Source organism: Paenibacillus sp. FSL M7-1414 (assembly GCF_038003195.1).
GTDB classification, from domain to species: Bacteria; Bacillota; Bacilli; order Paenibacillales; family Paenibacillaceae; genus Paenibacillus; species Paenibacillus amylolyticus.
On record NZ_JBBOOS010000001.1, the window covers coordinates 6,613,727 to 6,638,046 of the forward strand.

Here is a 24,320-nt window from a genome sequence, read left to right on the forward strand (position 1 = left end):
CCAAAAAAGCCCTTCCTGTGGGAGGAAGAGCCTCTCGACCTGCATATGAATCACAACTGCAAAAATAAGTTCCACCATAATCTGTTATTCCTTGCTCACAGCAAGGTAATCACGAAAGTACATATGGAGATATATCACTGAGATTCATCATCACATACGCCTTCTTGTTTCTCGTTTAAACTTCTACAGCGATTCCCTCATAGAACCGACGAATTACCTGCTCCGCTGGCTTGCCGTACACTCCATATCCGTCATCGGTCAGCGCATCCTTCTCCGCGTGTAAATGTGCGCTCCAATCCCATAGACCGAATCCACGTACCCAGTCACGCTGACTGACATGCCGGAACATCGCCTCATAGAAACGCTCTTGTTCCTCCGTATTCACTTCGCCTTCCAGTCCCCAATCGTTTGGTACCTGGGCTGATCCACTGCGGCTGGGACAACCTGCTTCCGCAAAGAAAAAGGGTTTGCCATAGGGAGCAATCACCTGTTCAATTCGATCCAGCTGTGCCTCCCAATCTCCGATGGGATAATAACCACTGGAAGAGATCACGTCCACAGCATCCCACCACTTCACATGATCTTCCTGATATTTGTCCGTGTTGTATGACACCAGTCCCGTATACACTTCACGCACACCAGCGATCACCTCGCGCCACTCTTGATCCCGACGCTCGGATTGCACCATCTCACAGCCAACGATGAACATTTCACACTTTTCCTGCTCTGCAATCGCTGCATAATGCTTCTGAAATGCCGTGTAGCTGCGGAACCAATCCTTCCACTTTGGCTCACACGGCACATCGATATCAAAAAAGTTAATGTGTGCACGCCATGTGCCATCGGTACAGTTGACGGTTGGTTTCAGAATGACACGCAGCCCGAGTGTACGGGCATAACGAATCATGTCCACCAGTTCATCATCATCCACCAGATGTGTGCCCCGATACTTGACCTCTACCGCCTGCGGATGATCCTGATGTGCCGCCAGTGCAAAAATAACATGAGAACTGCCTAACTGCCTGTACGTTCGGCCATCAGGCGCAAAGATTCTTTGGCTTCCGGCTTACGGAAGTCGCCCCTGCCACTCATCCAGCCAAATGTAAATCCCTTGATATAATCCATATGCATTACAGCTTGCCCTCTTCATGGTCTCCTGCGATGACTTCATCCGTCTCGATCACATAGTTCACGATCTCTTCGATGGTCGTGTACGCCACGCCCACATAAGTATCGGCAGCGCCATAATAGATGGCGATACGTCCGGTATCGGCATCATGCAGTGTTGCACACGGGAAGATGACGTTATCAACGAAGCCTTGTTCTTCATACCATTTTTCCGGTGTCAGCACAAAGTTGGAGGAACGATATTTTACTTTGGATGGCTCATCCAGATCCAGAATAACCGCACCCATGCTATATACCAATCCATTACAGGTTCCCGTGACGCCGTGGTAAAACATCAGCCAACCTTCGGACGTTTCGATCGGAGCAGGACCGCCGCCAATTTTGACCGATTGCCACCAGCCTTGGCCGCCTTTGCTCATCACATGACGGTGCTTGCCCCAATACACAAGATCCGGGCTTTCACTCAGGAAGATGTCCCCGAATGGCGTATGTCCACTGTCACTTGGTCTGGACAACATTACATAGTTATCGTTGATTTTGCGTGGAAATAACACTCCATTACGGTTGAATGGCAGCATTGGATTTTCGAGGCGGACAAATGTTTTGAAGTCATCTGTTTTGGCCAGACCCAGTGCTGCACCGTAGAAGTCTGTACACCAGATGATGTAATACGTGTCTTCGACTTTGACCAAACGTGGATCGTACGCATAGTTCGGCATAAACGGATCGCCATTTTCATCTACAAATGCAATGCGTTCCTCTTCAATTGTCCACTCCAGACCATCTTCGCTTGCGCCCATGTGAAGGTGTGGACGTCCATTAACGGTTTCTGCGCGGAATACCCCAATGAATTTTCCTTCATACGGTACAACGGCACTGTTGAAAATGCGGGCAACACCTCTGACCGGGTTACGCGGAACCACCGGGTTGGCCGAATGTCTCCATACCGGGCCTTCCGTTCCCTCCGGTTTGTTCTCCCAAGGCATATTCGGCAAAGCGTCCCCAACAATGTGTACGTTTTTTGTTTCAGCAACTGACATTTTCATTTCTCCCTTCGGTTAGGCTTTATGAAATGAATACTTAAAATTGCACTAGACTACTTTGATGACAGAACAACCTTCCGATCGCCGTTATCCCCAGATTTTTTTTGATCCCCTTATAAAAGGGAAAAATCCGGTTATAAATGCGAACACTCCGTTTCTCCAGCTTTTTTCTGTCCTCTTCGTTCCTGTGTATTCTCATATGCATTTCATATAGCCTTTCGTTTTTTTATTTAACAGAGCCTTGCGCGAAGCCATTGTAGATGTACTTCTGTAACAAAAGGAAGATGATCATCGTTGGAATAATGGCGATCATGATACCGGCGCTGATGACCTCCCACTGCGATCCGAACGGTCCCTTGAATTTGAACAAGGCGGTGGATATGACCTGTAGATCGGTCTTTGGCATGTACAGGAACGGTGTGTAGAAGTCGTTATAGATGTTCACGCCCTTCACGATAATGACCGTTACAATGGCCGGTTTCAGCAGTGGCAGAATGATTTTCCAGTAGATCGTGAAGTACGAAGCGCCGTCCAGCATGGCGGACTCATCTAATGCACTTGAGATGGAGCCCAGGAATTGCAGGAAGATATAAACCGCGATGATATCTGTACCCAGGTACATCACGATGGCCGCCCAGCGTGTGTTAAACAGGTCGAGCGCGTTGATGATCTGGAATGTGGCGACCTGTGTTGTAACACTTGGAATCAGCGTAGCCAGCAGGAATGCCGCGACCATGATTTTCTTGCCCTTGAATTTGAACCGATCCAACACATACGCGATCATGGAGCCCGTTAAGGTCGCTCCTATAATAGAGATGATCAGAATAATAATGGTATTTTTGAAACCAACCAGCATATTGCCATCCACAAAAGCTTTCGCATAGTTCGCAAAATTCAGCCAGTTGGCTGGTGGGGCAAGCGGGCTGCTGGTAGCGTATTCCGCATTCGTTTTGAGAGATGCAAACAGGATGACCACGATGGGTAACAGCGCGATAAACGCCGCAAGCACCAGGGAAGCATATTTAACCACGCTCGCAAGGGTGTATTTGAGTTGTGTCACGTTTATTCCTCCCCTTTCATGGTGACGCGCTGCACAAGCGTAACGAGAATAACGATTAAGAGCAGCACCACAGCCATGGCGGATGCCAGTCCCAGCTTGCCGTATTTAAACGCCAAATGAACCGTCTGGATTACAAATGTCATACTGCCGTTGGAACCATCGGTCATGATATATGGAATATCGAACGCACTAATTGCGCCGCTAATCGCCAAGATCAGGTTGAGCTGCAGGATACGTGTAATGCTTGGCAGGATGATGTGGCGGAATTGCTGCCAGCGATTGGCGCCATCAATATCGGATGCTTCATACACATCCTTTGGAATGGAGGAGATTGCACCCAGGAAAATGATAAAGTTGAAGCCCATGTATCTCCATACCGATGCACCTGCGAGTGACACGTTGATAATATTCGGATTACCGAGCCAGAGCTGCGTGTATTGTCCCAGCCCTACAGCATGCATGAGCATATCGAGTGTACCGTCCGGTTTGAAGAAAAAGAGGAAGATAAAACCGATGGCTACCCCATTCAGCAAATAAGGGAAAAACAGTATGCCTTTGAAAAAGTTTTTGCCTCGGACTTTGAAACTCAGAATCGTGGCAAAGTAAAGCGCCAAGCCCATCTGTACAAACGTAGCCACGAAGTAGTACAAGCTGACAATAAATACTTTGAAGTACTCCGGATCACTGAATATGCGCGTATAGTTCTCAAAGCCAACATAATCAAACCCTTTGCTATATCCGTTCCAATCAGTGAAACTGTATTTGAACATGTTGATGACTGGTAAGTATGCAAACGTGAACAGCAACGCCAGCGGAATAATTGAGAAGGCACAGATGATAAATATGCGTTGCGCTGAGTAACCCCAATTCGAAACCTTTAAGTACTTCATGCTCTCCACACCTCCAAGCGGTTCACCCGCCTATATATCGAAAGACTCCCATCCAATGGAATTCCTGCGGAATAACTGCCGGGGGAAGAGCATGGGCATCCTGCTTTCAAATACCACATGCTCCATTCTTATATGGATTCCTATATCCCCGCAGTCCATTCATCACCTGATCCACTTACGTTAATCCAATTATTTCGTGAGTTCTGCTCTTGCTTTGACCCACTTGTCGTTCAGATCTTTCATGATGTCGTCATACGATTCCTTGCGGTTCCCAATACCTGCTTCGATAATGCGTTTCTTGAAGTCAGGCTGCCAGAGGCCGATTTCGCCTTCGTTATCAATCTTGTCGACCAGACCTTCCTGACCTTCTTTGGCAGGTGTAAGCGTGGAGAATTTCACATCTTTATATTGATCCAAAATCGGTGGCAATTCAGCATTCTTGTCTGCATCCATACCGCCGCCCTGTTCAACTGCGTAGTTCGATTTCGCCAGGAACCAGTCAATCCAGGCTTTGGCAGCAGGTTTGTTCTCACTGTTTACGTTCATGCCGATGTTATAGTCGGCGGAGAGCGGAACCACAACCTCACTAGCATTGGTTGGGAAAGGTAAGAATCCAATGTCGTCCGGGGTATCCGTCATGCCTTGGATCTGTGTGATGGCCCAAGAGCCCAGTGCCATTGTGGCAATTTTGCCTTTGGCAAGATCAGCTTTGGAGCTTTCCCAGTCGGTTGTTGTTGGATCTTTCTCGATTAGACCGTTCTTGGCTGCATCATAGAGGACTTTGTACAGTTCATAGTGCGGCTGACCAGGCACAAAATTCTCATCTGTGTTCGGTTGGTCCACGTTAACGTAATCCACACTGCCTGCAACGGTTGGCAGATCCGATTCCCATTGGGTGAGAGCCCAGCCGGATGCATAGTTGGTGTAGAGCGGAACCGCATCTGTATTGTCTTTGACCAGTTGAAGCGCAGCCTGGAATTGCTCCGGTGTTTTGGGAACTTCCATAATGCCTGCGTCTTTGAAGACCTGTTTGTTATAAATGATTCCGGAGAACGTAATTACGGTAGGAATACCGTACACCTGACCATCCACCATGCGTTCTTCAATAGCGGTGTATTTGTCTTTCAATTCATCGTACGTGCCGAGCGGCTCGAAAAAGTCCGGGATATCTGCGATCGGAACACTGGTCGGGATCATCAGTACGTCACCATAATCCTTGGTGCTCATACGGATTTTCACTTGTCCTTCATAGTCGGCCAGCGCCTGAAAGTTTACTTTTACATCGGGGTATTCCTTGTTGAATTCTGCCGCATAGTCTTTGAACACGGTATCCACAATATCTGTCCGTTGCGTCAGAACGGTTATTTCACCTTTGATATCTGCCGGATCTGTACTGATCTCCTCCCCTGCCTGCGAAGATCCACCTCCGGATGAACATGCAGCAAGTAGTGAAGTGATGAGCAGCATCGTCAGCAACATCATCCAACCTTTGTTTTTTCTCAATTGTTTCGACCCCTCTCTTAAGTTAATTAAGTTATCGTTAAGGTTACAAAATGAATTCTATTATGGTAACGCTTACCTGTCAATTAAATTATTTATAACTTAACAATAAAATTTGCGATGCATTTCGTTGACATCTGTTTTTCAGAGCACTAATATTATTTAATAAAGTTACCGTTAACTTAACTATATATATTGATTAAACATTTACACGAAACGTAGAGGACAGAAAGAACCTGAAGAAGCGGAGCGTTCGTCTAAAAGCTTTCTGAAAGAAAGCTACATCGGAAGCATACGCTATCACCGGAATTTCACCTTTGAAAAAGGGAATCAAAAAAATCTGGGGATAACAGCGATCGGAAGGTTATTCTGTCATCGGAGTGGCCAGTGTAAATATTCTTTAGTTCAATTTATATATTAAGATTTATGTAACACGTTGAAGGAGCGCTCACTTATGAATACAAAAACAACCGAACTTCAATCTGAAATTAAGGCGCATTGGGAAAAGCAGATTTTACCCTTCTGGTCCAACCTTAAAGATACAACCCACGGTGGATTCTACGGCTGGGTTGGCAATGATCTTCAAGTGAATCAACAGGCGCCCAAAGGCGGGATCGCCACGGCACGGCAACTTTGGTCTTTTGCAGCAGCCTATCGGGTAACCGGAAACGAAAGATGGCGCAATCACGCGGAGCACGCCTATCGTTTTCTCGCTGACCATGTGGTGGATACCGAATATGGCGGTATGTACTGGATGGTAGATTACACAGGGGAAGCGCTGGACACGAGCAAACATGTGTATACGCAATCATTCGGCGTGTATTCACTCAGTGAGTACTATCGTGCAACCAGGGATGCTTCTGCATTGGAACTTGCGAAAACGCTTTTTGCTCTAATCGAGGATAAAGGTTTGGATGCCGAACTACCTGCGTACAAGGAACAATTTGATCGCACATGGAGGGAACAGCCTAATGAAATGCTGAGCGAAAACGGGGTGATTGCGGATTACACAATGAATACGCATATCCATGTGCTGGAGGCCTACACCACGCTCTATCGCGTGTGGCCGGATCAACAAGTGAAGGCGGCGCTGGAACGCCTGCTCGGGATTTTATATGAACGGGTGTATGACCAAGACACCAAGTTTCTCGGGGTATTTTTCAACAAACATTGGGAATCCATCATTGACCTGCGCTCGTTCGGACATGACATTGAAGCCAGCTGGCTGATCGACGAAGCACTGAAAGTTCTAGGGCTGGAACAACATCCGGAGTATGCGGCGATGGTAACGGATATTGCCTATAACATCTCCAATGTAGCCGTGAATGCGGATGGTTCCCTGTTAAATGAACAAGAAGGTGAACATATCGATGAGAAGCGAATTTGGTGGGTTCAAGCTGAGGCGATGGTCGGTTTCTATAATGCATATCAGCGTACAGGTGATCCACTGTTTCTGGAGAGAGTGGAACGCTTGTGGACCTATACAAAAGAAAACATCATTGATCAGCGCGCTGGTGGGGAATGGTACTGGTCGGTTGATGGAAACGGAACACCGGACCAGAGCGAGATTGCTGGACCGTGGAAATGCCCGTATCACAATAGCAGATTCTGTATTGAACTAATTGAGAGGATGGGATCAGAATGATACACCCGAAATACAAGGAGTTACTGGAAAAACAGGAGCAGCTGCTTACTCGCCCTAATGAGATCAATTCTTCCTTCTACAACGGCGTATATGACCGGTATCAATATCCGGTAATCACTCGCCATCACGTACCACTGCATTGGAGATTCGATCTGAATGAGACGACCAACCCGCATTTCATGGAACGCCTGGGCATTAACGCAACACTGAATCCGGGAGCCATCTATTTCAATGGCAAATACATCATGGTCATCCGTACGGAAGGATTGGATCGCAAATCAATCTTTGCACTCGCCGAGAGTGACAATGGAATTGACGGGTTCCGTTTCACGGGTAAACCATTGGTCTGGAATGATATCGATGCGGATGAAACCAATCAGTATGATATGCGCCTTGTTCAACATGAGGATGGCTGGATCTATGGCATCTATTGCTCGGAACGCAAAGACCCGGAGGCTCCTGCATTTGATACATCCAGCGCAGTTGCACAGGCAGGACTGGTTCGTACACGGGATCTTACAAGCTGGGAACGGTTGCCCAACATCACAACGAATTCCCCTCAACAGCGCAATGTCGTATTGCACCCGGAATTCGTGGATGGAAAGTATGCCTTCTACACCCGTCCACAAGACGGATTCATCTCAACAGGTAGCGGCGGCGGAATCGCCTTCGGTGTGTGTGAGGATATCTTGAACCCGGTCATTCATGAAGAGACCATTATCGACGAACGGCAATATCATACGGTATATGAGGTCAAAAACGGTCAAGGCCCTGCTCCGCTCAAGACGGATCGTGGCTGGATTCACATTGCTCATGGAGTTCGGAACACCGCAGCAGGCCTGCGTTACGTGTTATACACCTTCGCTACGGATCTGAATGATCCGGCGCGTATGATCGCCAAGCCGGGCGGCCACTTCATTGCCCCTTATGACGACGAGCGTGTAGGCGATGTGTCCAATGTTATTTTCTGCAACGGTGCTGTGGTCAATGAGCAGGAAGAAGTCTTTATCTATTACGCTTCCAGTGATACCCGCTGTCATGTGGCAACAACCACGCTGGAAAAACTAGTTGATTATACGTTTAATACACCGGCTGATCCATATCGTTCCTTGGACTGTGCCAGCCAGCGGGGTCAGCTGATAGAACAGAATGAGAAGCTTTTACAGAAACAATTGACATAACATCGGTAGAGCGTCCTCTCATGCAAGCCTGAAATATGCTGAAAATAGCGAACAACAGCCAGAATTGCTTTATTCCAAGTTGGTAACGATGTATACTGATATGGATTGTTATTATGTGCGGAGAAAGCGCTCATCATAATGACAGCACATTGTGCCTATACCGGCTTGAAGGAGGCGACCATACTGAAGAACAATATCACCATGCGGGATATCGCCGACAGGCTCGGGGTCAGCAGTGTGACCGTCTCGAAAGCATTGAATGATAAAGATGGCGTGAGTGGCGAATTAAAGGAAAAAATTAAAGTGCTTGCTGTTGAAATGGGCTATCGGTATAATGCTGCTGCCCGTTCCATGAAGGAAGGCTTAACCCATAATATTGGCGTAATTATCCCGGAGCGTTTTACCGGGCCTACGCAGTCGTTCTATGTACGCGTGTTCCAGCGCATCACCAAACATCTGGAGGAACAGGGCTACTACGGTATTCTGCACATTCTGAATGTGGAGGATGAGGAAGAATTAACGTTGCCCAAGCTGTACAGTGACAACAAGGTCGATGGTTTCATCGTGCTCGGACAGATCAGCAAAGAGTATATTGAACTGGTGCGATCGATGGAAGTTCCCAAAATGTTTCTCGACTTCTACGATGAACATTCGGACATCGATTCCGTTGTTACCGATAACTTTTACGCTGCCTATGAGCTGACGAACTATCTGGTTCAGCAGGGTCACCGTAACATTGCTTATGTAGGGAACCTGTATTCCACGAGCAGCATCCAGGACCGATTCCTCGGGTACTACAAATCCTTGCTGGAACATCGCTTGCCGATGAATCCGGATATGGTTCTGAATGATCGGGATGAACGGGGTACGTTTATTGAGATTGATCTGCCGGAACAGCTGCCAACCGCTTTTGTATGCAACTGTGATCAGGTCGCTCATCTGCTCGTTCAGAAACTGACTTCCATGGATATTCAGGTGCCTGGCCAATGCTCTGTTGTTGGTTTTGATAATGATATCTATGCGATGCTCTCCGATCCCAAGCTCACAACTGTTGAAGTGGATGTGGAACAGATGGCACGCACGGCAGTTCAGTCCATGCTCAAAAAGGTCGACAACCCAAACCGCAGTTTCGGCCGTGTACACGTGAAAGGCAACATCATCTATCGTGAATCGGTAAGTGCTGTGTCTGCCTCATCAGATACTATGGATATCTGAATTAAAAAATGAAATAAACGAACACAGATGACTGGCCTTTATCTTACTGGCCAGTCTTTTCTGATGCATTGGAGCTTAACGACAGCGATGATCTGTTGAATTTTTCAAAAATGTAGTCGTTCTCCAAATCGAGAGGATGAGGATCAGCTCATACACATTGGTTAAAGTACCGGTTTCCACTGGCAGGGAGATTAACTGCCCTACAAACAACAAGGCAGTTCCAACAAACAGCCAAACCCATTTATGTTTGAAAAGAACGACCAGGCTAACAAATAACAGAACAAGCCCCACGATGATCACCATCATCGGCGGACCTCCATGAGCTTCTGCCATATATCTCAGTACTCCATACTCTTCTATAACCTTGAGATTTTTAACCTCGGATAAAGTAAAACCTACAATCTGGTAGATAACCAAACCTAAAGTTATCAGCCATGCCACCACACTCGTTATACTTCTATTGGCAAACTTGGCACCTGAGCTGCGCAAGATATGGTAGCCAACAAGAATAAGGGTAGGGGTAGCAAAGGCATGTAGCCAAAATCGAAGGCTACTGAGGACCATTAACACTTCCCCATCCCCTATCAAATTACCTACAGCAATAATTCCATTGTCATATGCCAAGCTGAACGCTACGAATAGCTGAAAACTGGAATACGCGAGCCATTGCTTCCTCTGGGTTAAATCGACGGCCATCCAAACAACAAGTATCAAATAAACAAGAGTAAGTGCGGAATATATCCATACATCCAAGCTGCTTCACCATCCTTATGGGTCAATTCTAATAAATTATATTTACCGGTAAATAAAATTACAAGGCGTACTTGTATAAATGGTTAATTTGTCATAAGTTACTTACAAAGGTAATGAAGATAAATAAAGATTTACAACGATCACCTGGGAGACCAACATATGCTGTAGCTGGAGATGATCCACTTTTACAAGAAATCATTCTTCTATAGGCCACCAAACTGTTTATGGAGCTAAATTATATAAAAAGAGCACTCACGGCTATCGTAGCTGCAGGAGCACTCTTTTCCTTATTTGAAGAACGTAAAAGCAACAGGTTACTCTGATATCAATAACTTGTCTTCAACCAATTGTCCTTGGACCAGGTCAGTTTACCCGAACCAGCGCCATTGGAAGCCGTGAGGCGAGCATTCAACGTAGATGGATCATCCGTGGTATAGCTGTAAGGTAGTGTCGAGAAGCCGTTCCACGAGAACGATTTCACCACGGCCGGGATTGGCGCCAGCGGACTGCCAGACGTATCACTGCTGCCACGGAATGAGCTTCCATCCAAAGAATACATGGTATCGGTCACTCTGATTTTGCCGGTATAGGTTGGATCTGCCGGATCGGTCTGATTGTTGCGCACAGGATACAGCACGTCCTTGATGACTGATTTCTCAACTAATACGGCTCCGCTCTCTGTGGAGATTGCCCCATTGCCAATGATATCGAACTTATAACCTTTGGACGCAATCGCTGTTGCCATCGCCGTTGTAATTTTGGCTTTAGCGGCACGTGCCCCTGTCGAATCCATCACGATGTTGTATGCATGTGCGTTGCCTCCACGCAGGCGTGGCATCCGGTCCTGAATATCTTTGTAGAGATTATGGTGCAGCGTCATGGACAGGTTGGCATTAGCCGATTCCAGGCTGGTCGAACCGACCAGATGTCCTTTCTTTTGTGGTCCCGAGATGGCGATAATATCGGCTTTGCTGAGACCTACAGCACTGCTGCGCAGGTAGTTATACATGGGATAGGAAGCCTTGTTTGCTTCCAATTCGTTAATCTGCTGGGTAACCCAGCTGTTCGAGCTGCCGTCATCCCCTTTGAAGAGGGACCAGGAGATGGTCACGCCGCTGGTTCCTTTTTTCGAATCGACGAGTCCGTCATAGGCTTTATTAAATGTGCAGTGATCAATCCATACGTTGCTGTTCTCCTCCAGGGTGATGTAATCCCAATCGTTCTTGTCGTAATCACCTTTGGTGGATTCATCCCATTCCCATAACTCATCAAATTCCAGATTGCGGATGATGACATTTGAGCTTCGTTTCACGCTGATCGCAGCGTGTTTGATCTTGGAACCATTGGCGGAGAAAATCGTGAGTCCATTGAAACCATCAATCGTGAGCTTGCTAACACCGGTCTGTTTTAATACGGGATGCGTCAGTGCATCATTATGCTTGGCAAAAGGAGAAGTCTGCGCTGCGCTCGGAATTTCATTCCATCCCAGATTCAGATCGTTCATGATCTCAACAACTTTGACACCGGAGTTCTTTTTCAGCGCCAATGCCAGATCGGTCGCATTATACACTTTCTTATACGTGGCTGTGTTTGATTCGCTAATGATGCCGCCGCCCGCGTTCCCTTGGGAGAAGCCTGTAAGATTGTAGTCTGCGTTACCCGCTGCCTGCACACTTGCCGGGCCGGACAATAAAGTTAACCCCAACGTTAGAGCCAGGGCTGTGCTGCATAAGCTTCGAAATTTAGTTTTCATCAATTCCATTCCTCCCAATATATAATGATTACATTCGCCCATCGCTCCATGCTAAGTTACGAAGGACATGTCCTCAATGTAAATGTTGTAAGCGATTACAACAATAATCCCTATCTCAGGTCTAGGGGTGAACGGCTGTAGCTGCGTGGATGGTACTGTAAGCAACCTGAAATCGTATGTACTTAACTTGGGTGTGGCAAAATAAAGAAGATAAGCGAAAGTATACCGGAATTAAATCTTGCTGATTTGAAGTTGCTTTGGGAATGTATGCGAAATGCTCACCTAAACTTGCAATATCCTAGGATTATATATGCTCTATACCACGTATGTTGAATAACCAATAAAAGGTAGGGAAGAACCGCATTCCCGTAAAATGTTTGTATCCCTACAAACTCCGAAAGGCGGCGATTCCATGAAAAACCCTACCTAATTTCTTTCGTTTCTTCATTCCTTTCTCTCTGCCGAAAAAGTTGCACAGGCTGTCAAAGATGCGAATAGCAGGATAAATCACGCCAATTTTCAGTTCATTGATTACTTGGGTTCTAGACACTTTCGACTGTACACGGGTGGGTAAATTATCGAAGCGGAGCCGACTTAAGCCAATCAACAGGAGTATCAGTGACACACTATTCCCGTATTTCCACGAAAGCGGCCAAGGTTCATTTTGTGGTATTCAAAGAGCTATTTCACCAATTGGTTGCTCAAAAAAATCGACGTTTTCGTCGGTAGCTTGCTTTTCCCAAAGAACTACTCTTGTTAGATTCGACAACGATTACCGTAGGGGAAACTCGTCTACCTTGGGCTCATACCACGGTAAAAAGCAGGTATCAAGCTCCATGATGCCTTACGAGAAAGTAAACATTTGCCTCCAAAGGTCCTAGAAACGCTGGGATCGCTCCATGATGGGCCGATCTCAGAGCAGTTAGTACATCCCAATTTCATTATGGTGGTGATGGATCGGTTTAAAACTAGCAACCAATCTTATGTGGTACAGCTCAGGGAAAACGTTTGTTTGCACCAACCGCTTGCCCTGCACAGACATCCCTCGCGGGATTCAGGCGTAATCTGGGACATCTCATGCTAGTTAGGTACACCCAAAAATCGTAGCCGGGAGTGTCATCGAGTGGTGATTTTTCATGATTTTGAGGGTCGAGAAATTCGATTGGCTACCGATCTGATCAAGGTGCGTAGCGAGCAAATTGCACAAATGTATAAAGCTCGCTGGCAAATTGAAGTTTTTCTTCCGCTGGATCAAGTAAAATTTGAATTTGCCTAACTTATTTGGAACAACGGAAACTGCCGTTTACGGTCAGCTATACGGCCCTTTAATCGCTTATGTTATCCTCAAAAGTCTCTTCGAGTCGGCAAAAATGACCGTGCCCAAGCATGTAGAGCTTTCATTTATTCGTTTTTTCGGTTGTGCCCTACGGAACAATTGCCCATCGAATGGAGAATGGTTATGCAACTGAACCATTTTTTAGGTTCGCCTTTTCACCATAATGGATTTACATAAATAGGATATTCAACAGGCGTGTTCTTGTTTATAAAGGTTATAGAACATCGTATGCAAAGAGGTGTATCATAGAGTCATATCTATATAAATTGAACTATTCATTTACACAGAAACGGAGAGGACAGAAAAAACCTGGAAAAGCGAAACGTTCGCCTTTATCACCGAATTTTCCCCATGAGAAAAGGGAATCCAAAAAATCTGGGGATAACAGCGCTTGGAAGGTTATTCTGTCATCGGAGTGTTCAGTGTAAAATCTTTAGTTCAACTTATATAGCAGGTTAATTCTGATGGAATTCTATAAGAAATTTATTATATTGAAAGGAATGTTAAATGAATGAAAAGAAAAGTTCTAGTCATTATTGGTATCATTGGATTGTTTATATCACTTATTATTGGAGTTTCTATTGCTTGGGAAAATAATATTGATTTAAAACTTGAAGAGGAAAATGAAATTATTGAAATCAGTCCTAATACATCTGAGGAAACACAAACTCTAAATTGGGATTTAACAGGTCATCAAGTGGACCCTGTGAAAGATTATTTTGTGACAATTGGATATCCACACATTAAACTTAATGTAAAAAATACAGGAACACACTCTTTTAGAGTAGAAGTAAAGCACAATAGTAAGAATACGGTTATTTTTGATGAAAACATTGCAACAGGTGCAACAGTAGAGTTCATAAATAATGATCTTATGCCGCTTGTTCCTTCAGGTGCATACACAGTAACTATTTATGGTGGATCAGGATTACCCAAAGGACAAGTTCTTCTTACCCAATCAAAGGTCCCTTATTAAAAATGCTTCTTATGAACAATAGAAAAGGAAGAACTATTAGGATTTATATCGTCATTTTGAGCATCTGAAGCAGTATACAGAGTTAGTCCAAACTAACGGGAAAACTGGAATTGAATTAGAAGGAAACGTCAGTTCAATATAAGCAAGAAGGCAGTCGACCATTGTGGTAGACTGCCTTTATTCAACTAACGGGATGGACAGTTCCATCTGTACGATAAAATCTCATTAGAGTGTTGGTAAATTAAATAAGTATTTATTTTGATTATTCACTTGTTTCTACCATTATCTTGGATCGAGAAATTCTCTCTCTCGCACGCACTAGTCTGAATGTCCGCATTTTCAACTATCTGTATTTATATCTAAACAATTGCACAGAATCGCTCACGAATCTTTCTCAAAAATAAACTGTGATGCTTTACTTAAAAATCTATCATTACAGAAATGAAAAGAGGGTTGGCCCTCCGTCATTATTTATGACTTTTGGGTCAGCCCTCTTGTGAGATTATAACACTTACCATGGAGTGTCAGAAGCTTTTAGTACAACTGTTCCTTTTGGCACAGCAGTTCCACCGTAAATAGTTACTGTGTATGTACCTGAAGGAACAAGCGGATTAGCATCGTTGTTTATGAAATTTACTCCTTTTCCATCTGCAGCGACGGTTTTATTAAAGATAATTGTACCCTTAGTATTATGCTTTACTTCAACTCTAAAAGATTTTGACCCTGTATTTTTAGCATACAGATTAATATGTGGATATCCAATATCTATTGTCCATGGTTTAGAAGGGTCAGCAGTGGTGTTTTTGGTTAAATCCCAATTCAGCGTATTTTTTTGGACTGCATACGGAGTAAATATATTATCCTCAGTCCCTACTTCAGATACTGTATTTACATTTGCTGAAGCCGCACCAGCAACTCCAGTAATAAGAGAAATAGATAATACACTAGAACCAATAATCTGCATGAATTTGTTTGTCATTAACTTAACTTCCTTTCAATTCTATATATATGTGTGTGTTTCTCAATACATCAATACTATAACATAAAAATATAAATTCTACCAAATAACCAATAATACGACATATTTAGACAAACATCTTAGGTATCAAGATCTAATTTCATTATCTGTTTTTATTAAATTTATCCCAAAAAAGTAAATTTTATTCTTTGGCAAGTATTCTATCAATAAGTTCACGTTTAATGAGTCAATTGTTTAAGTTTCTCCGCCCTGAAATTCTAAAAATGGCTCTCTCTTTATAAAGAATAAAAACTTTTGATTTTCACAAAAAGAATCTATAGATTGCAAAAAAAACAGAATCGTTAGTTCCGACTCTATGTTTTTGTGTTATATGGTCATCTTTTTTTCAACTTTTCGAGCTAATTTTAATGCGCCTTGATCGATATATTTCATATAATAATGCGAAAAAATAAATAAGGGAACCATGGAAACCAGAAATGTAATCGCATAGGCTAAATTGTAACTGATATAATGAATTACTTTACTAAACAGGAACGCAGAGAATGTATTTAGGAAAGTGAAGTGAATGAGATAAAGAGAAAATGAAATCTGTCCTAAATAAACAAAAGGTTTCCATCCAAACACATGCTGCAATACTTTTGAACGAAGCAGAGCAAACAATATTAAAGCAGAACCTAGGGTTCGGGCAAGAAGTCGTGGGTCGATGTCAATTTGACCCCATTCATTAATGTTTTCAATTAACACTTCTATAGGAGCGTACATAGTCCCCAATAATGAAGTATAGGGCGCCGAGCCTAGGTAAACCCCCATTAAAAGCACAAGTACTTTCAATATTTTACTTTGGACCCACTTGTGCTTGAGTAGATCGGCAAGCAGCATTCCCCATAAAAATGCGACAAAATAGGTTTGAATAAGAGCAATGGATAAGACCACATATACAATCCATCTTTTTTTAACTCGTCCAAATAACGAAAGAAAACCGAAAATCAGAAAAGATCCTAATAGCTCATAGCTCATTGTCCAAAGGACTGGATTATAAGGATGTGCTTCAAAACGGAAAAACGGATCATATATAGCAGCTTTGATAACGGTATATATATTAGTATCTAATGCGTAGTAGTTTTTTTTCATATCAGTCCATGTTGTATCCCATATATCTTGGAGATGAAAGGCATTCGTACTAATTGCTAGATACACAAGCAATACGGACATCGCTGCTGGCACTGCAAGCCGAATGTACCTTCGCAGTGCGCTGGAACGTAACAATTTCAGAAAAGTCTCACTATCGAGCGCTTCTTCATACATTTTGACACTGAGCACGTAACCACTTAGAACAAAAAACAAACAAACGGCAAATTGTCCATTATAAAATAAATTAATTGGAGAAATTCCGTACCAAGTATCCCATGCAAAATGAGCTTGTTCCGCTCTTCCACTTAATGCAGCTGGATAAAATACTTGTATGTAGTGCGAAATTACCACGGCAAATGCAGCGAGACCCCTAAGGCCATCCAAATAGAATAGCTTTTTCCCAAATTTCTCTTTATTCATTTTTACCTCTCTTTTTCCATTAATTAGGCCTATTATAACATGTGATACTGCACGAATGTGCTGATTAATTCTAGAGAGGTTTCCAAAAGGCCCGAAAAAGACATTGTCGTTGCGATCGGGAAATTATTGAATTTCATGAATAATCATGAGGATATTCCTCTAATGATCAGAGTAGCCATCAGTCATTATTTTTATGGCTATGTACACCCGTTTTATGATGGCAATGGAAGATCCTCGCGCTTCATTAGCAGTTTAATATCTAACAGATGTTCTGGGGAAAATATGTACACTTTCGCTATCAAGAGGGTGCAACACCTTTAGAACCAAATACCTTGAGGCTTTTGAAATAACAAACAGCATTCGAAGCTGTGGAGAACTGAATTTTTTCATCGGGTGCTTTCTGGAAATTATCCTCAATACACTGAATCAAATGAACGGGGAATTGAAGAAAAAAATGAAAGAACTTCTAGACCTATCTCTTATTGAAAAAAGAGGTGAGCGGCCAGCCTATTATCATATTAGCCAGAGATATTTTGAAGAGTGACTCCTCCACTTCTATACCCAACTGAAAGAGCAGGACTGCAATGATGCAGACCTGCTCTATTTTACCTTTTGATGGAACGTGTCCAGAAGCCGCCATGGAACTGTTTGGGCTCCACGGTAATAACAAATGCTTTGGGGTCCAGATCGAGAATCGTCTGGTAGAGCAATTTCTGGTTTTTACGTTTTGCCAGAATCTCCATCACGAGTCGATCTCCATCACGTCCACTACCCACCCAGGCCGTAACGCCGTACCCTTTGTCCCGCAGGGCATTCGCAACGTTGCTTCCCAGCTGGTTACAGATGACTTTAACGGTAACGTAACCGAGGGCAATCTTCTCTTCGATCCAGGCCCCGAGTAATACACCGAGTCCATAACCTACCGCGTAGACGATCAAGGCAGAAGGCTGGGTCAGATATTTGAGCACCAGATTCAGACCGAGTACATAGATCACAATCTCACCCATGCTGATCAGCGCGGCGATATATTTCTGTCCTTTGAGTGTCAGAATCATCCGGAGTGTATAAGCGGATACGTACACAATCTGGATCAAAAAGATAAATACCAATATTTTAAACAATCACAATCCCTCTTTCCTGGCCTTCACAACGGAATTGGCCCTTTGCTGCATATACTCGACGATTTCGTATCATCTATGCTTCCTGTATGTTCGCTCTATCTCCATCATTGGACGTTATACCCTCATTCTAAACGGTTGGATGTAAATCCGTAGGCATTTTCTGCTCTCTGGCATGCCGGAACTGCCATTATAGAACCGTTTGTACCGATTATCAACCCGGCGGAGGTCCCAGGGTCGAAAATCGGTACCTGTGAATATGCTGTATCATCATAAAGCCAAGCACGCTGGCACAGGATATTAGGTCAAAACCAGGATGGATGGGTCAAAACAAAAAGGGGGTACCGTCATGCAGCTATGGCAGGAGATGGAGCGAGAAGGCATGGAGGAACTCATTTTTTGCCATGATGCAGATAGTGGATTGAGGGCGGTCATTGCCATTCATAACACGGTCCTTGGACCTGCGCTCGGCGGATGTCGCTACTGGACGTATGCGTCCGAGGAAGAAGCTGTTCGGGATGCTGTGAAACTTGCCAAAGGCATGACGTACAAAAATGCAATCTCCGGACTGCCGTATGGTGGCGGGAAAGTGGTCATATGGGATGTACCTTTTGCGAAGAATGCAAAACCGGATGAGGATGGTTGCGGATCTCAAAGTGTTGAGCAGGTCGCTGGAGATCTAGGGGTAGAGCAGCAAAAGGGCGCTGCCGCTGAACGGAAAGTCGCCGCTGATGAGATGACACATCCACAAGATAAAAGTCTGGATACGGACGTATCCAAGCGTGCGCAGCGCTTTCGCGCACTGGGTCGTTGTCTGGAGCGGCTGAACGGGCGGTACGTGACTGGTCTTGATCTGGGTACTACGGCGACAGACATGGACCAGATCCGACTGGAGACCGCACATGTGACGGACACCACCGGTTCACTTGGGGCGCAGGATGACTTCACTGCCGAGATGACCGCCTACGGCGTACACATCGGCATTGTGACCTCGCTGCGCCAGCAAGGCATTGCATCTTTGCAGGGCATTCCCGTTGCCGTCCAGGGACTGGGCAAGGTCGGGTATGCCCTGTGCCGTTACCTGCATGCAGCCGGGGCACGGCTCATTGTGGCAGACGTTGTACCGGAGCGTGTACAACGTGCCCTTGTGCAGTTCAGCGGCGCCATCTCGGCCGATCCGGCCCATATTCACGCCGCTGGCTGCAAGGTCTTCGCCCCCTGTGCCCTAGGGGGCGTACTTACCCCGGCAACGGTGGAGGAGCTGCGCTGCTCCATCGTTGCCGGGGCGGCCAACAACCAGCTGAGTGAACGACAGCTGGTTGCAGGCCGCATGCAGGCGCGCGGCATCCTGTACGCGCCTGATTATGTGCTCAACGCAGGCGGGATCATCTCCACCGCCTACGAGCTGGAAGGCGCCGGGCCTGACCTGATCCGCCAAAAGGTGGCGGGGATTGCAGGCACGCTGAGCAAGGTATACGCAGAAGCTACGCAATCTGCGATCTCCACAGCCGATGCAGCCGATCGGCTAGCGGAATCCATCCTCCGCTCAGGCCATACAAGATAGGGTGCCTCCTCCCGGGGAACCTCCATTGCTTTACTTCATTCTAACGAACCTGATACACGCTATTTGGTCCTTTTAGCATGAATCTAATATCTAACGAATCTTAGGCACGTTATTGTGCCTAGTTTGGTTCTTTTTCAAGCTAAATAGCTACTTTTCCGAAGGATAGCGTTCCTGAGGTTCGTTAGAATTTATATTTCAGATTTTCACCCTGAATAGGTTGTCTCAGGTTCGTTAGCGCTGCGGGCAAAGGTTTCTTTGGGGTAGTATCGCCTATCAAAAAGAGCTAACCTCGACATCAGCGTCTAGGTTAGCTCTTTTACCCTCTCTTATCGTTTAGCGCTCTTACGCTCTTACTCTACTACTCTATTCTCAAACTGCAACCGGCCTCTTCTTCGCTGTCTTCTTCTCTCGAAACAGCAGCGTCCACAGCAACACATTCGCTACGATCAGTAGCGCACCATAGATCCATACGCCCCCTGATACCGAGCGGAAAAAGACATGGACTCCCCATAACATGGCAAGCACAGGGAGGGCGGCGAATACATACCAGCCATCACTTTGCTGCGCCATACTGAAGGATTGGGAGAACGGTGGCTTACGCAGCAACAACTTGCCTGCCAGTGGGACAAGCGCCGTAGCTGTAAGCATAATAATTGCAATATCCGGCAGTATCCGTAATCCAAATGTCCAGGTGAACAGAATGGCATTTGCCAGAAATATAGGCAGAAACATGTTGCACAAGAAAGCCTTCAGAGCGCCTTTATACAACGCGCTATCATTCGCCATCGGTGCAGCGCGAAAGGTCCAGAACGCCTTGTATTGTCCTGAAAATTTCAGCATGACCACCACCGTTACAACCAACATCAGCACGATGTAAAAGGTGTATACAAACGAACTTTGTCTAAACTCCGCCCAACTAGAAGATTGCAATTCAGTAAACCAAAATATATAAGGTAAAACAAATGATAAACCAAGCGATGGATACACCTTCAGCTTGAATTCCCGTTCATTACGCATCATGCTGGCTGACAGACGGAAGCAAGCCTGCTCTTCTCTCGAACGACTGACCACCTTGGAGATCAACCGATCCCATCTTCCACGTCTGCGTCCGGTGGACTGGCCCGAATGTGCCATTTTTTCCAAATACAATTCAAAGGAAGGCATAAGCTTCACATATACGATCATACTCACCACAGGAACCAAGACTGCCAGTGCTGTGAACGTATAGATCCACACATTCCCGCCCCCTGCAAATATCCATTCATATGCAGCCGCATACCATAATGGAGGTAACAGCAACTGCCACCAAGCCGGGGTAAATACCATACCAAAGTCAATAATGCTGAACGAACGAATGACCAGCTGATAACCGATCGCAATCCCCACGGAAAGCAGAATTTGCACCATATTGATCATATCCTTCAGCTTCTCACCATCCAGAAACTTCATCATGAACAGATAGATCAGAGACGTTGTCACCAGAATCAGCATATTGATCAGAATCAGTTCCACAAGGAAGATCAGAAAGAATCCGATCCCATGCGTTACCAACGCAGCAATTAGCGGTATACCGGTTAATGAACCTGTCAGTAATAGCAGGTATACGCCCGCATGGATGGCTCGGGCCATCCCCACCGTTCGTCCATTAACGGGCTTGGTCATAATAATATTACGATCCCGAATGTCCAGCAGCACGGAGGAAAAATCCGAGATCATGGACGTCATGATCATAAACATTAATATGCCAAACACAAGGCCCATCTGAAGCATGAAATGCCCCGTATCCCAGACGATGAAGGGAACCATCATCAGTCCCATTAATCCATACAACCATAAAGATCGAAGAAACTGATTACCTTCCTTGCGCTCCTTTTTTCCTGAATTGTTGGATAAAATAGTAGGTACTCTGCGTTGATCCATCTGGAACTTCACTCGCAAGATCAGGCGCAGTACATCATAATCCGCCCCTGTTCTGGCGATGAGCGGACGAAAGCGATCCAGAATCTTGAGTGTGCGGAAGTCGGAGGATTCCTCCATATCAGTACACCTCCTGCACAATGGATACAAAACGCTCCGCAATGGCTTTATGTTCATTGAAGCCTGTCAATTGATTGAATACTTCCTCCAGCGTGCCTTCCATGGATTGCTGTTGGAGCTGCTTGAACGTACCGTCTGCCACTACGCGTCCTTCAGCGATCAGTACAATTCGACTGCTGATCTTCTCCACCACATCCATGATGTGTGACGAATAGAAGATCGTTGTGCCTTTGGCTGACAATTGTGACAAAATCTCTTTGACCACCATCACACTATTGGCATCCAATCCGCTGAGCGGTTCATCCAGAAACAACAGATCCGGGTCATGCAGCAGCGCAGAGATCAACAGCACTTTTTGACGCATACCTTTGGAAAAGGATGCAATGCGGGAATGATATGATTTTTCCATTCCAAAACAATCCATCAATAGCTTTGCTTTGTAATCCGCATCCTCATAGGACATACCGTATAACTCTCCCGTAAAAGTCAGATACTCCGCAGGCGTTAATTGTTCGTACAATTCCGCCACCTCCGGAACATAGCCGATTCTGCGTTTATACTCTACATCGCCATCCGCAATATCTTTACCAAAGATTCGCACCGTGCCTACATATCCTTCAACCAGCCCGAGTAAAATCTTAACCGTCGTACTTTTGCCAGCCCCGTTTGGACCAATATATCCAATCATCTCACCGCGATTCACTTCCAGATCGATGCCGTTCAGCACATAACGTCCGTTGTATCTCATACGCAAGCTTTCAATTGATAGCACTTGTTGTTCACTCACTTCGTTATCCAGCTCCTGTCTCTATCTTTTTCTACAATTCTACTAGTTTACCACAGATTGGGATGGTAATGACCGGAATAGGTCACGATATCAGCCATCAACTGGATATCCCCTTCGAGTAAAAGCATCACGTAACATGCGTGAATACATCACAAAGCCCCTATCCCACCTTATGGTAAGAGACAAGGGCTTCCACTTTATGTTGAATCTTATTTTCTAATATCTAAAAGTCTTACTGCACCTTAACAATCTGAAAATGTTGATTCGTGCCGCCATTATCCGTCCACTGGATGGCCGCAGCCCCATCTGCCAGGGATTGACTGGAGATGTCCAAGACCTTGCCTGTACTGCGGTTCTTCAGTTTATAATAACCACCACCTACATGGACAAGCTGCCACTGTTGGCTGGCCCAACCGCCATCATTCCACTGTTCAATGACAGCCCCATCGGTCGTGGCACCATTCTCCACACCAATTAGCTTGCCACTGGAACGGTTGATGATTTTGACATAACCGCCACCCGCATCGGTAATCTGCCACTGTTGACTTGTCATCCCCCCATCTGCTCGCTGCTCCAGATCCGCACCGTTGGCGGAAGAACCCCCAATGACATTTAGCAATTTGTTACTCTTACGGCTAATCAGGTGATATGAAGCATTCGGGTCCCAGACATCCGGTGTACTCACTCCGGTCACAGTCCCTGTTGCTGTATCAATCGTAATACTGCTGGCCCAGTTCATCGCCAGACTGGTTGCACTCGGGAATGAAAGTGGCAGCCAGACATACTTGGAATCCTGCACCGGTCCGCTCCATGCACCAGCCCAGCGATCACCCATGTAGAGATAGGATGTGGTCTGTGAACCTTCTACTGGAACAACATAGGTGGATTGAGAACCATACGTTGTGCTGTCTCCAAAATTGCTTAGGCCGCTCCATGTGCCTGTAATACTGGAGGCTGTCGCATATTTGGCCTGATTTGGATTCCAGCCGGTCGCACCCGAGGTGATCAGGAAGTAGACGCCGTCTTTTTTGAATAGGGCTGGTGCTTCACGATATTGTCCAGGCCACAGCGTTGTGACTAGGGATTCCACACCCAGAAAATCCGGGGTCAGCTTATATATATTCAGATCAGCATTCACTCGGGTCGCAGAGATCAGATAAGCGGTTCCGTTATCGTTGTATACCGTCATGTCTCTGGAATCATACCCAAGTGGACGATAACTGCCCACATATGTGTAATTGCCATCCACCGTATTCGAAGTAGCTACCGCCACTCGGGCCTCGCCATAATCCAGACCATTCTCCTTGTGCATCCACAGCACATATTTGCCGGTAGCACTGTTGTAGATGACCTTTGGGCGTTCAATGTTAGAGATATTTAGCTCGGCTGCCGAGCTGCTGGTCAGCACATCATTACGATACTCCCAGTTCTTCAGATCCGATGAACGATACACGGACACTGCCTTGAACGTTCCATTCGTATTACGATTCTCTCCAAACCAGTAATAATACCCATTTGCCTTGATCATCCCGCCCCCATGAGCATGAACGACATTGCCATTAGTATCCTTGAACTGTACCCCGTTCGTTACACTGAGCGGAGCAGCTGAAGCATTCGGTCCGGGTGCGAGCAGCATACCTATTGATTGCAGCGCCAAAACCAACACAAGCAAATAACTTAAGCGGCGGGTAAAGCGACGTGAATATGTATTCTTTTTCAACCATCCATCGTTCATAGCCATATCGTAATGCACCTCCATGTTTTTTTGAAGCGCTCACATAAAATAAAATCGATATGTCTCATC

Annotated in this window: 19 protein-coding genes and 1 pseudogene; 7 read left to right on the forward strand and 13 right to left on the reverse strand. The window is 45.4% G+C overall.

Annotated features, from left to right (window positions below):
- Positions 1–175: 175 nt before the first annotated feature.
- From MHH92_RS28870 to MHH92_RS28890, 5 genes and pseudogenes are all read right to left on the reverse strand, one after another.
- Positions 176–1,125 (reverse strand): annotated as a pseudogene (locus MHH92_RS28870) (glycoside hydrolase family 113).
- 5 nt (positions 1,126–1,130) lie between these two features.
- On the reverse strand, positions 1,131–2,168 hold the full coding sequence (locus MHH92_RS28875) for a glycoside hydrolase family 130 protein (RefSeq protein WP_340907429.1): 1,038 nt from the start codon (positions 2,166–2,168) through the stop codon (positions 1,131–1,133).
- Positions 2,169–2,397: 229 nt separating this feature from the next.
- Positions 2,398–3,231 (reverse strand): carbohydrate ABC transporter permease, encoded by an 834-nt coding sequence (locus MHH92_RS28880; RefSeq protein ID WP_036606605.1) that lies wholly within the window; start codon positions 3,229–3,231, stop codon positions 2,398–2,400.
- A 2-nt stretch (positions 3,232–3,233) separates the two neighbouring features.
- The gene (locus tag MHH92_RS28885) at positions 3,234–4,121 is read right to left on the reverse strand and encodes a carbohydrate ABC transporter permease (protein WP_340907430.1); all 888 of its coding nucleotides are present in this window, start codon (positions 4,119–4,121) and stop codon (positions 3,234–3,236) included.
- Between the two features lie 189 nt (positions 4,122–4,310).
- Positions 4,311–5,624 (reverse strand): ABC transporter substrate-binding protein, encoded by a 1,314-nt coding sequence (locus MHH92_RS28890; protein WP_100528225.1) that lies wholly within the window; start codon positions 5,622–5,624, stop codon positions 4,311–4,313.
- Positions 5,625–6,075: 451 nt separating this feature from the next.
- Here MHH92_RS28890 and MHH92_RS28895 point away from each other — a divergent pair, with 451 nt between their 5' ends.
- The 3 genes from MHH92_RS28895 (at position 6,076) to MHH92_RS28905 (ending at position 9,662) form a co-directional block, all read left to right on the forward strand.
- On the forward strand, positions 6,076–7,266 hold the full coding sequence (locus tag MHH92_RS28895) for an AGE family epimerase/isomerase (RefSeq protein WP_340907432.1): 1,191 nt from the start codon (positions 6,076–6,078) through the stop codon (positions 7,264–7,266).
- Complete coding sequence (locus MHH92_RS28900; RefSeq protein ID WP_340907433.1) at positions 7,263–8,447, forward strand: glycoside hydrolase family 130 protein; 1,185 nt, start codon at positions 7,263–7,265, stop codon at positions 8,445–8,447. The genes MHH92_RS28895 and MHH92_RS28900 overlap by 4 nt, the downstream gene beginning before the upstream one ends.
- 138 nt (positions 8,448–8,585) lie before the next feature.
- Entirely contained in the window at positions 8,586–9,662 is a 1,077-nt protein-coding gene (locus MHH92_RS28905; protein ID WP_340907434.1) for a substrate-binding domain-containing protein, read from the forward strand.
- A 75-nt stretch (positions 9,663–9,737) separates the two neighbouring features.
- On the opposite strand, the gene MHH92_RS28910 is transcribed toward MHH92_RS28905, so the two are convergent.
- Positions 9,738–10,415, reverse strand: coding sequence for a hypothetical protein (locus MHH92_RS28910; RefSeq protein ID WP_340907435.1), 678 nt, complete (start codon positions 10,413–10,415; stop codon positions 9,738–9,740).
- Positions 10,416–10,740: 325 nt separating this feature from the next.
- Positions 10,741–12,168: a pectate lyase family protein gene (locus MHH92_RS28915; RefSeq protein WP_307415667.1), complete on the reverse strand. Its 1,428-nt coding sequence runs from the start codon at positions 12,166–12,168 to the stop codon at positions 10,741–10,743.
- A 1,123-nt stretch (positions 12,169–13,291) separates the two neighbouring features.
- Here MHH92_RS28915 and MHH92_RS28920 point away from each other — a divergent pair.
- Together MHH92_RS28920 and MHH92_RS28925 are read left to right on the forward strand one after the other, a co-directional pair.
- A complete protein-coding gene (locus tag MHH92_RS28920) occupies positions 13,292–13,444 on the forward strand; it encodes a hypothetical protein (protein ID WP_253504100.1) in 153 nt (50 codons plus the stop codon).
- Between the two features lie 571 nt (positions 13,445–14,015).
- Positions 14,016–14,480: a hypothetical protein gene (locus MHH92_RS28925; RefSeq protein WP_253504103.1), complete on the forward strand. Its 465-nt coding sequence runs from the start codon at positions 14,016–14,018 to the stop codon at positions 14,478–14,480.
- Positions 14,481–14,991: 511 nt separating this feature from the next.
- On the opposite strand, the gene MHH92_RS28930 is transcribed toward MHH92_RS28925, so the two are convergent.
- Together MHH92_RS28930 and MHH92_RS28935 are read right to left on the reverse strand one after the other, a co-directional pair.
- Positions 14,992–15,459: a hypothetical protein gene (locus MHH92_RS28930; RefSeq protein WP_340907438.1), complete on the reverse strand. Its 468-nt coding sequence runs from the start codon at positions 15,457–15,459 to the stop codon at positions 14,992–14,994.
- Between the two features lie 366 nt (positions 15,460–15,825).
- Positions 15,826–17,010, reverse strand: a complete 1,185-nt coding sequence (locus MHH92_RS28935; protein ID WP_253504109.1) for an acyltransferase family protein — start codon at positions 17,008–17,010, stop codon at positions 15,826–15,828.
- Positions 17,011–17,067: 57 nt separating this feature from the next.
- Between MHH92_RS28935 and MHH92_RS30670 the strand changes: the two genes are divergently transcribed.
- Positions 17,068–17,331: a Fic family protein gene (locus tag MHH92_RS30670; RefSeq protein ID WP_354437621.1), complete on the forward strand. Its 264-nt coding sequence runs from the start codon at positions 17,068–17,070 to the stop codon at positions 17,329–17,331.
- 284 nt (positions 17,332–17,615) lie between these two features.
- On the opposite strand, the gene MHH92_RS28940 is transcribed toward MHH92_RS30670, so the two are convergent.
- Entirely contained in the window at positions 17,616–18,131 is a 516-nt protein-coding gene (locus MHH92_RS28940) for a DUF2179 domain-containing protein (RefSeq protein ID WP_253504113.1), read from the reverse strand.
- A 346-nt stretch (positions 18,132–18,477) separates the two neighbouring features.
- Between MHH92_RS28940 and MHH92_RS28945 the strand changes: the two genes are divergently transcribed.
- A complete protein-coding gene (locus MHH92_RS28945; RefSeq protein ID WP_340907440.1) occupies positions 18,478–19,692 on the forward strand; it encodes a Leu/Phe/Val dehydrogenase in 1,215 nt (404 codons plus the stop codon).
- Positions 19,693–20,061: 369 nt separating this feature from the next.
- Here MHH92_RS28945 and MHH92_RS28950 read toward each other — a convergent pair whose 3' ends face one another.
- From MHH92_RS28950 to MHH92_RS28960, 3 genes are all read right to left on the reverse strand, one after another.
- A complete protein-coding gene (locus tag MHH92_RS28950) occupies positions 20,062–21,729 on the reverse strand; it encodes a hypothetical protein (RefSeq protein WP_340907441.1) in 1,668 nt (555 codons plus the stop codon).
- 1 nt (position 21,730) lies between these two features.
- Positions 21,731–22,516, reverse strand: coding sequence for an ABC transporter ATP-binding protein (locus MHH92_RS28955; protein ID WP_036606587.1), 786 nt, complete (start codon positions 22,514–22,516; stop codon positions 21,731–21,733).
- A 232-nt stretch (positions 22,517–22,748) separates the two neighbouring features.
- Positions 22,749–24,257, reverse strand: coding sequence for an RICIN domain-containing protein (locus tag MHH92_RS28960; protein WP_340907442.1), 1,509 nt, complete (start codon positions 24,255–24,257; stop codon positions 22,749–22,751).
- Between the last annotated feature and the right edge of the window lie 63 nt (positions 24,258–24,320).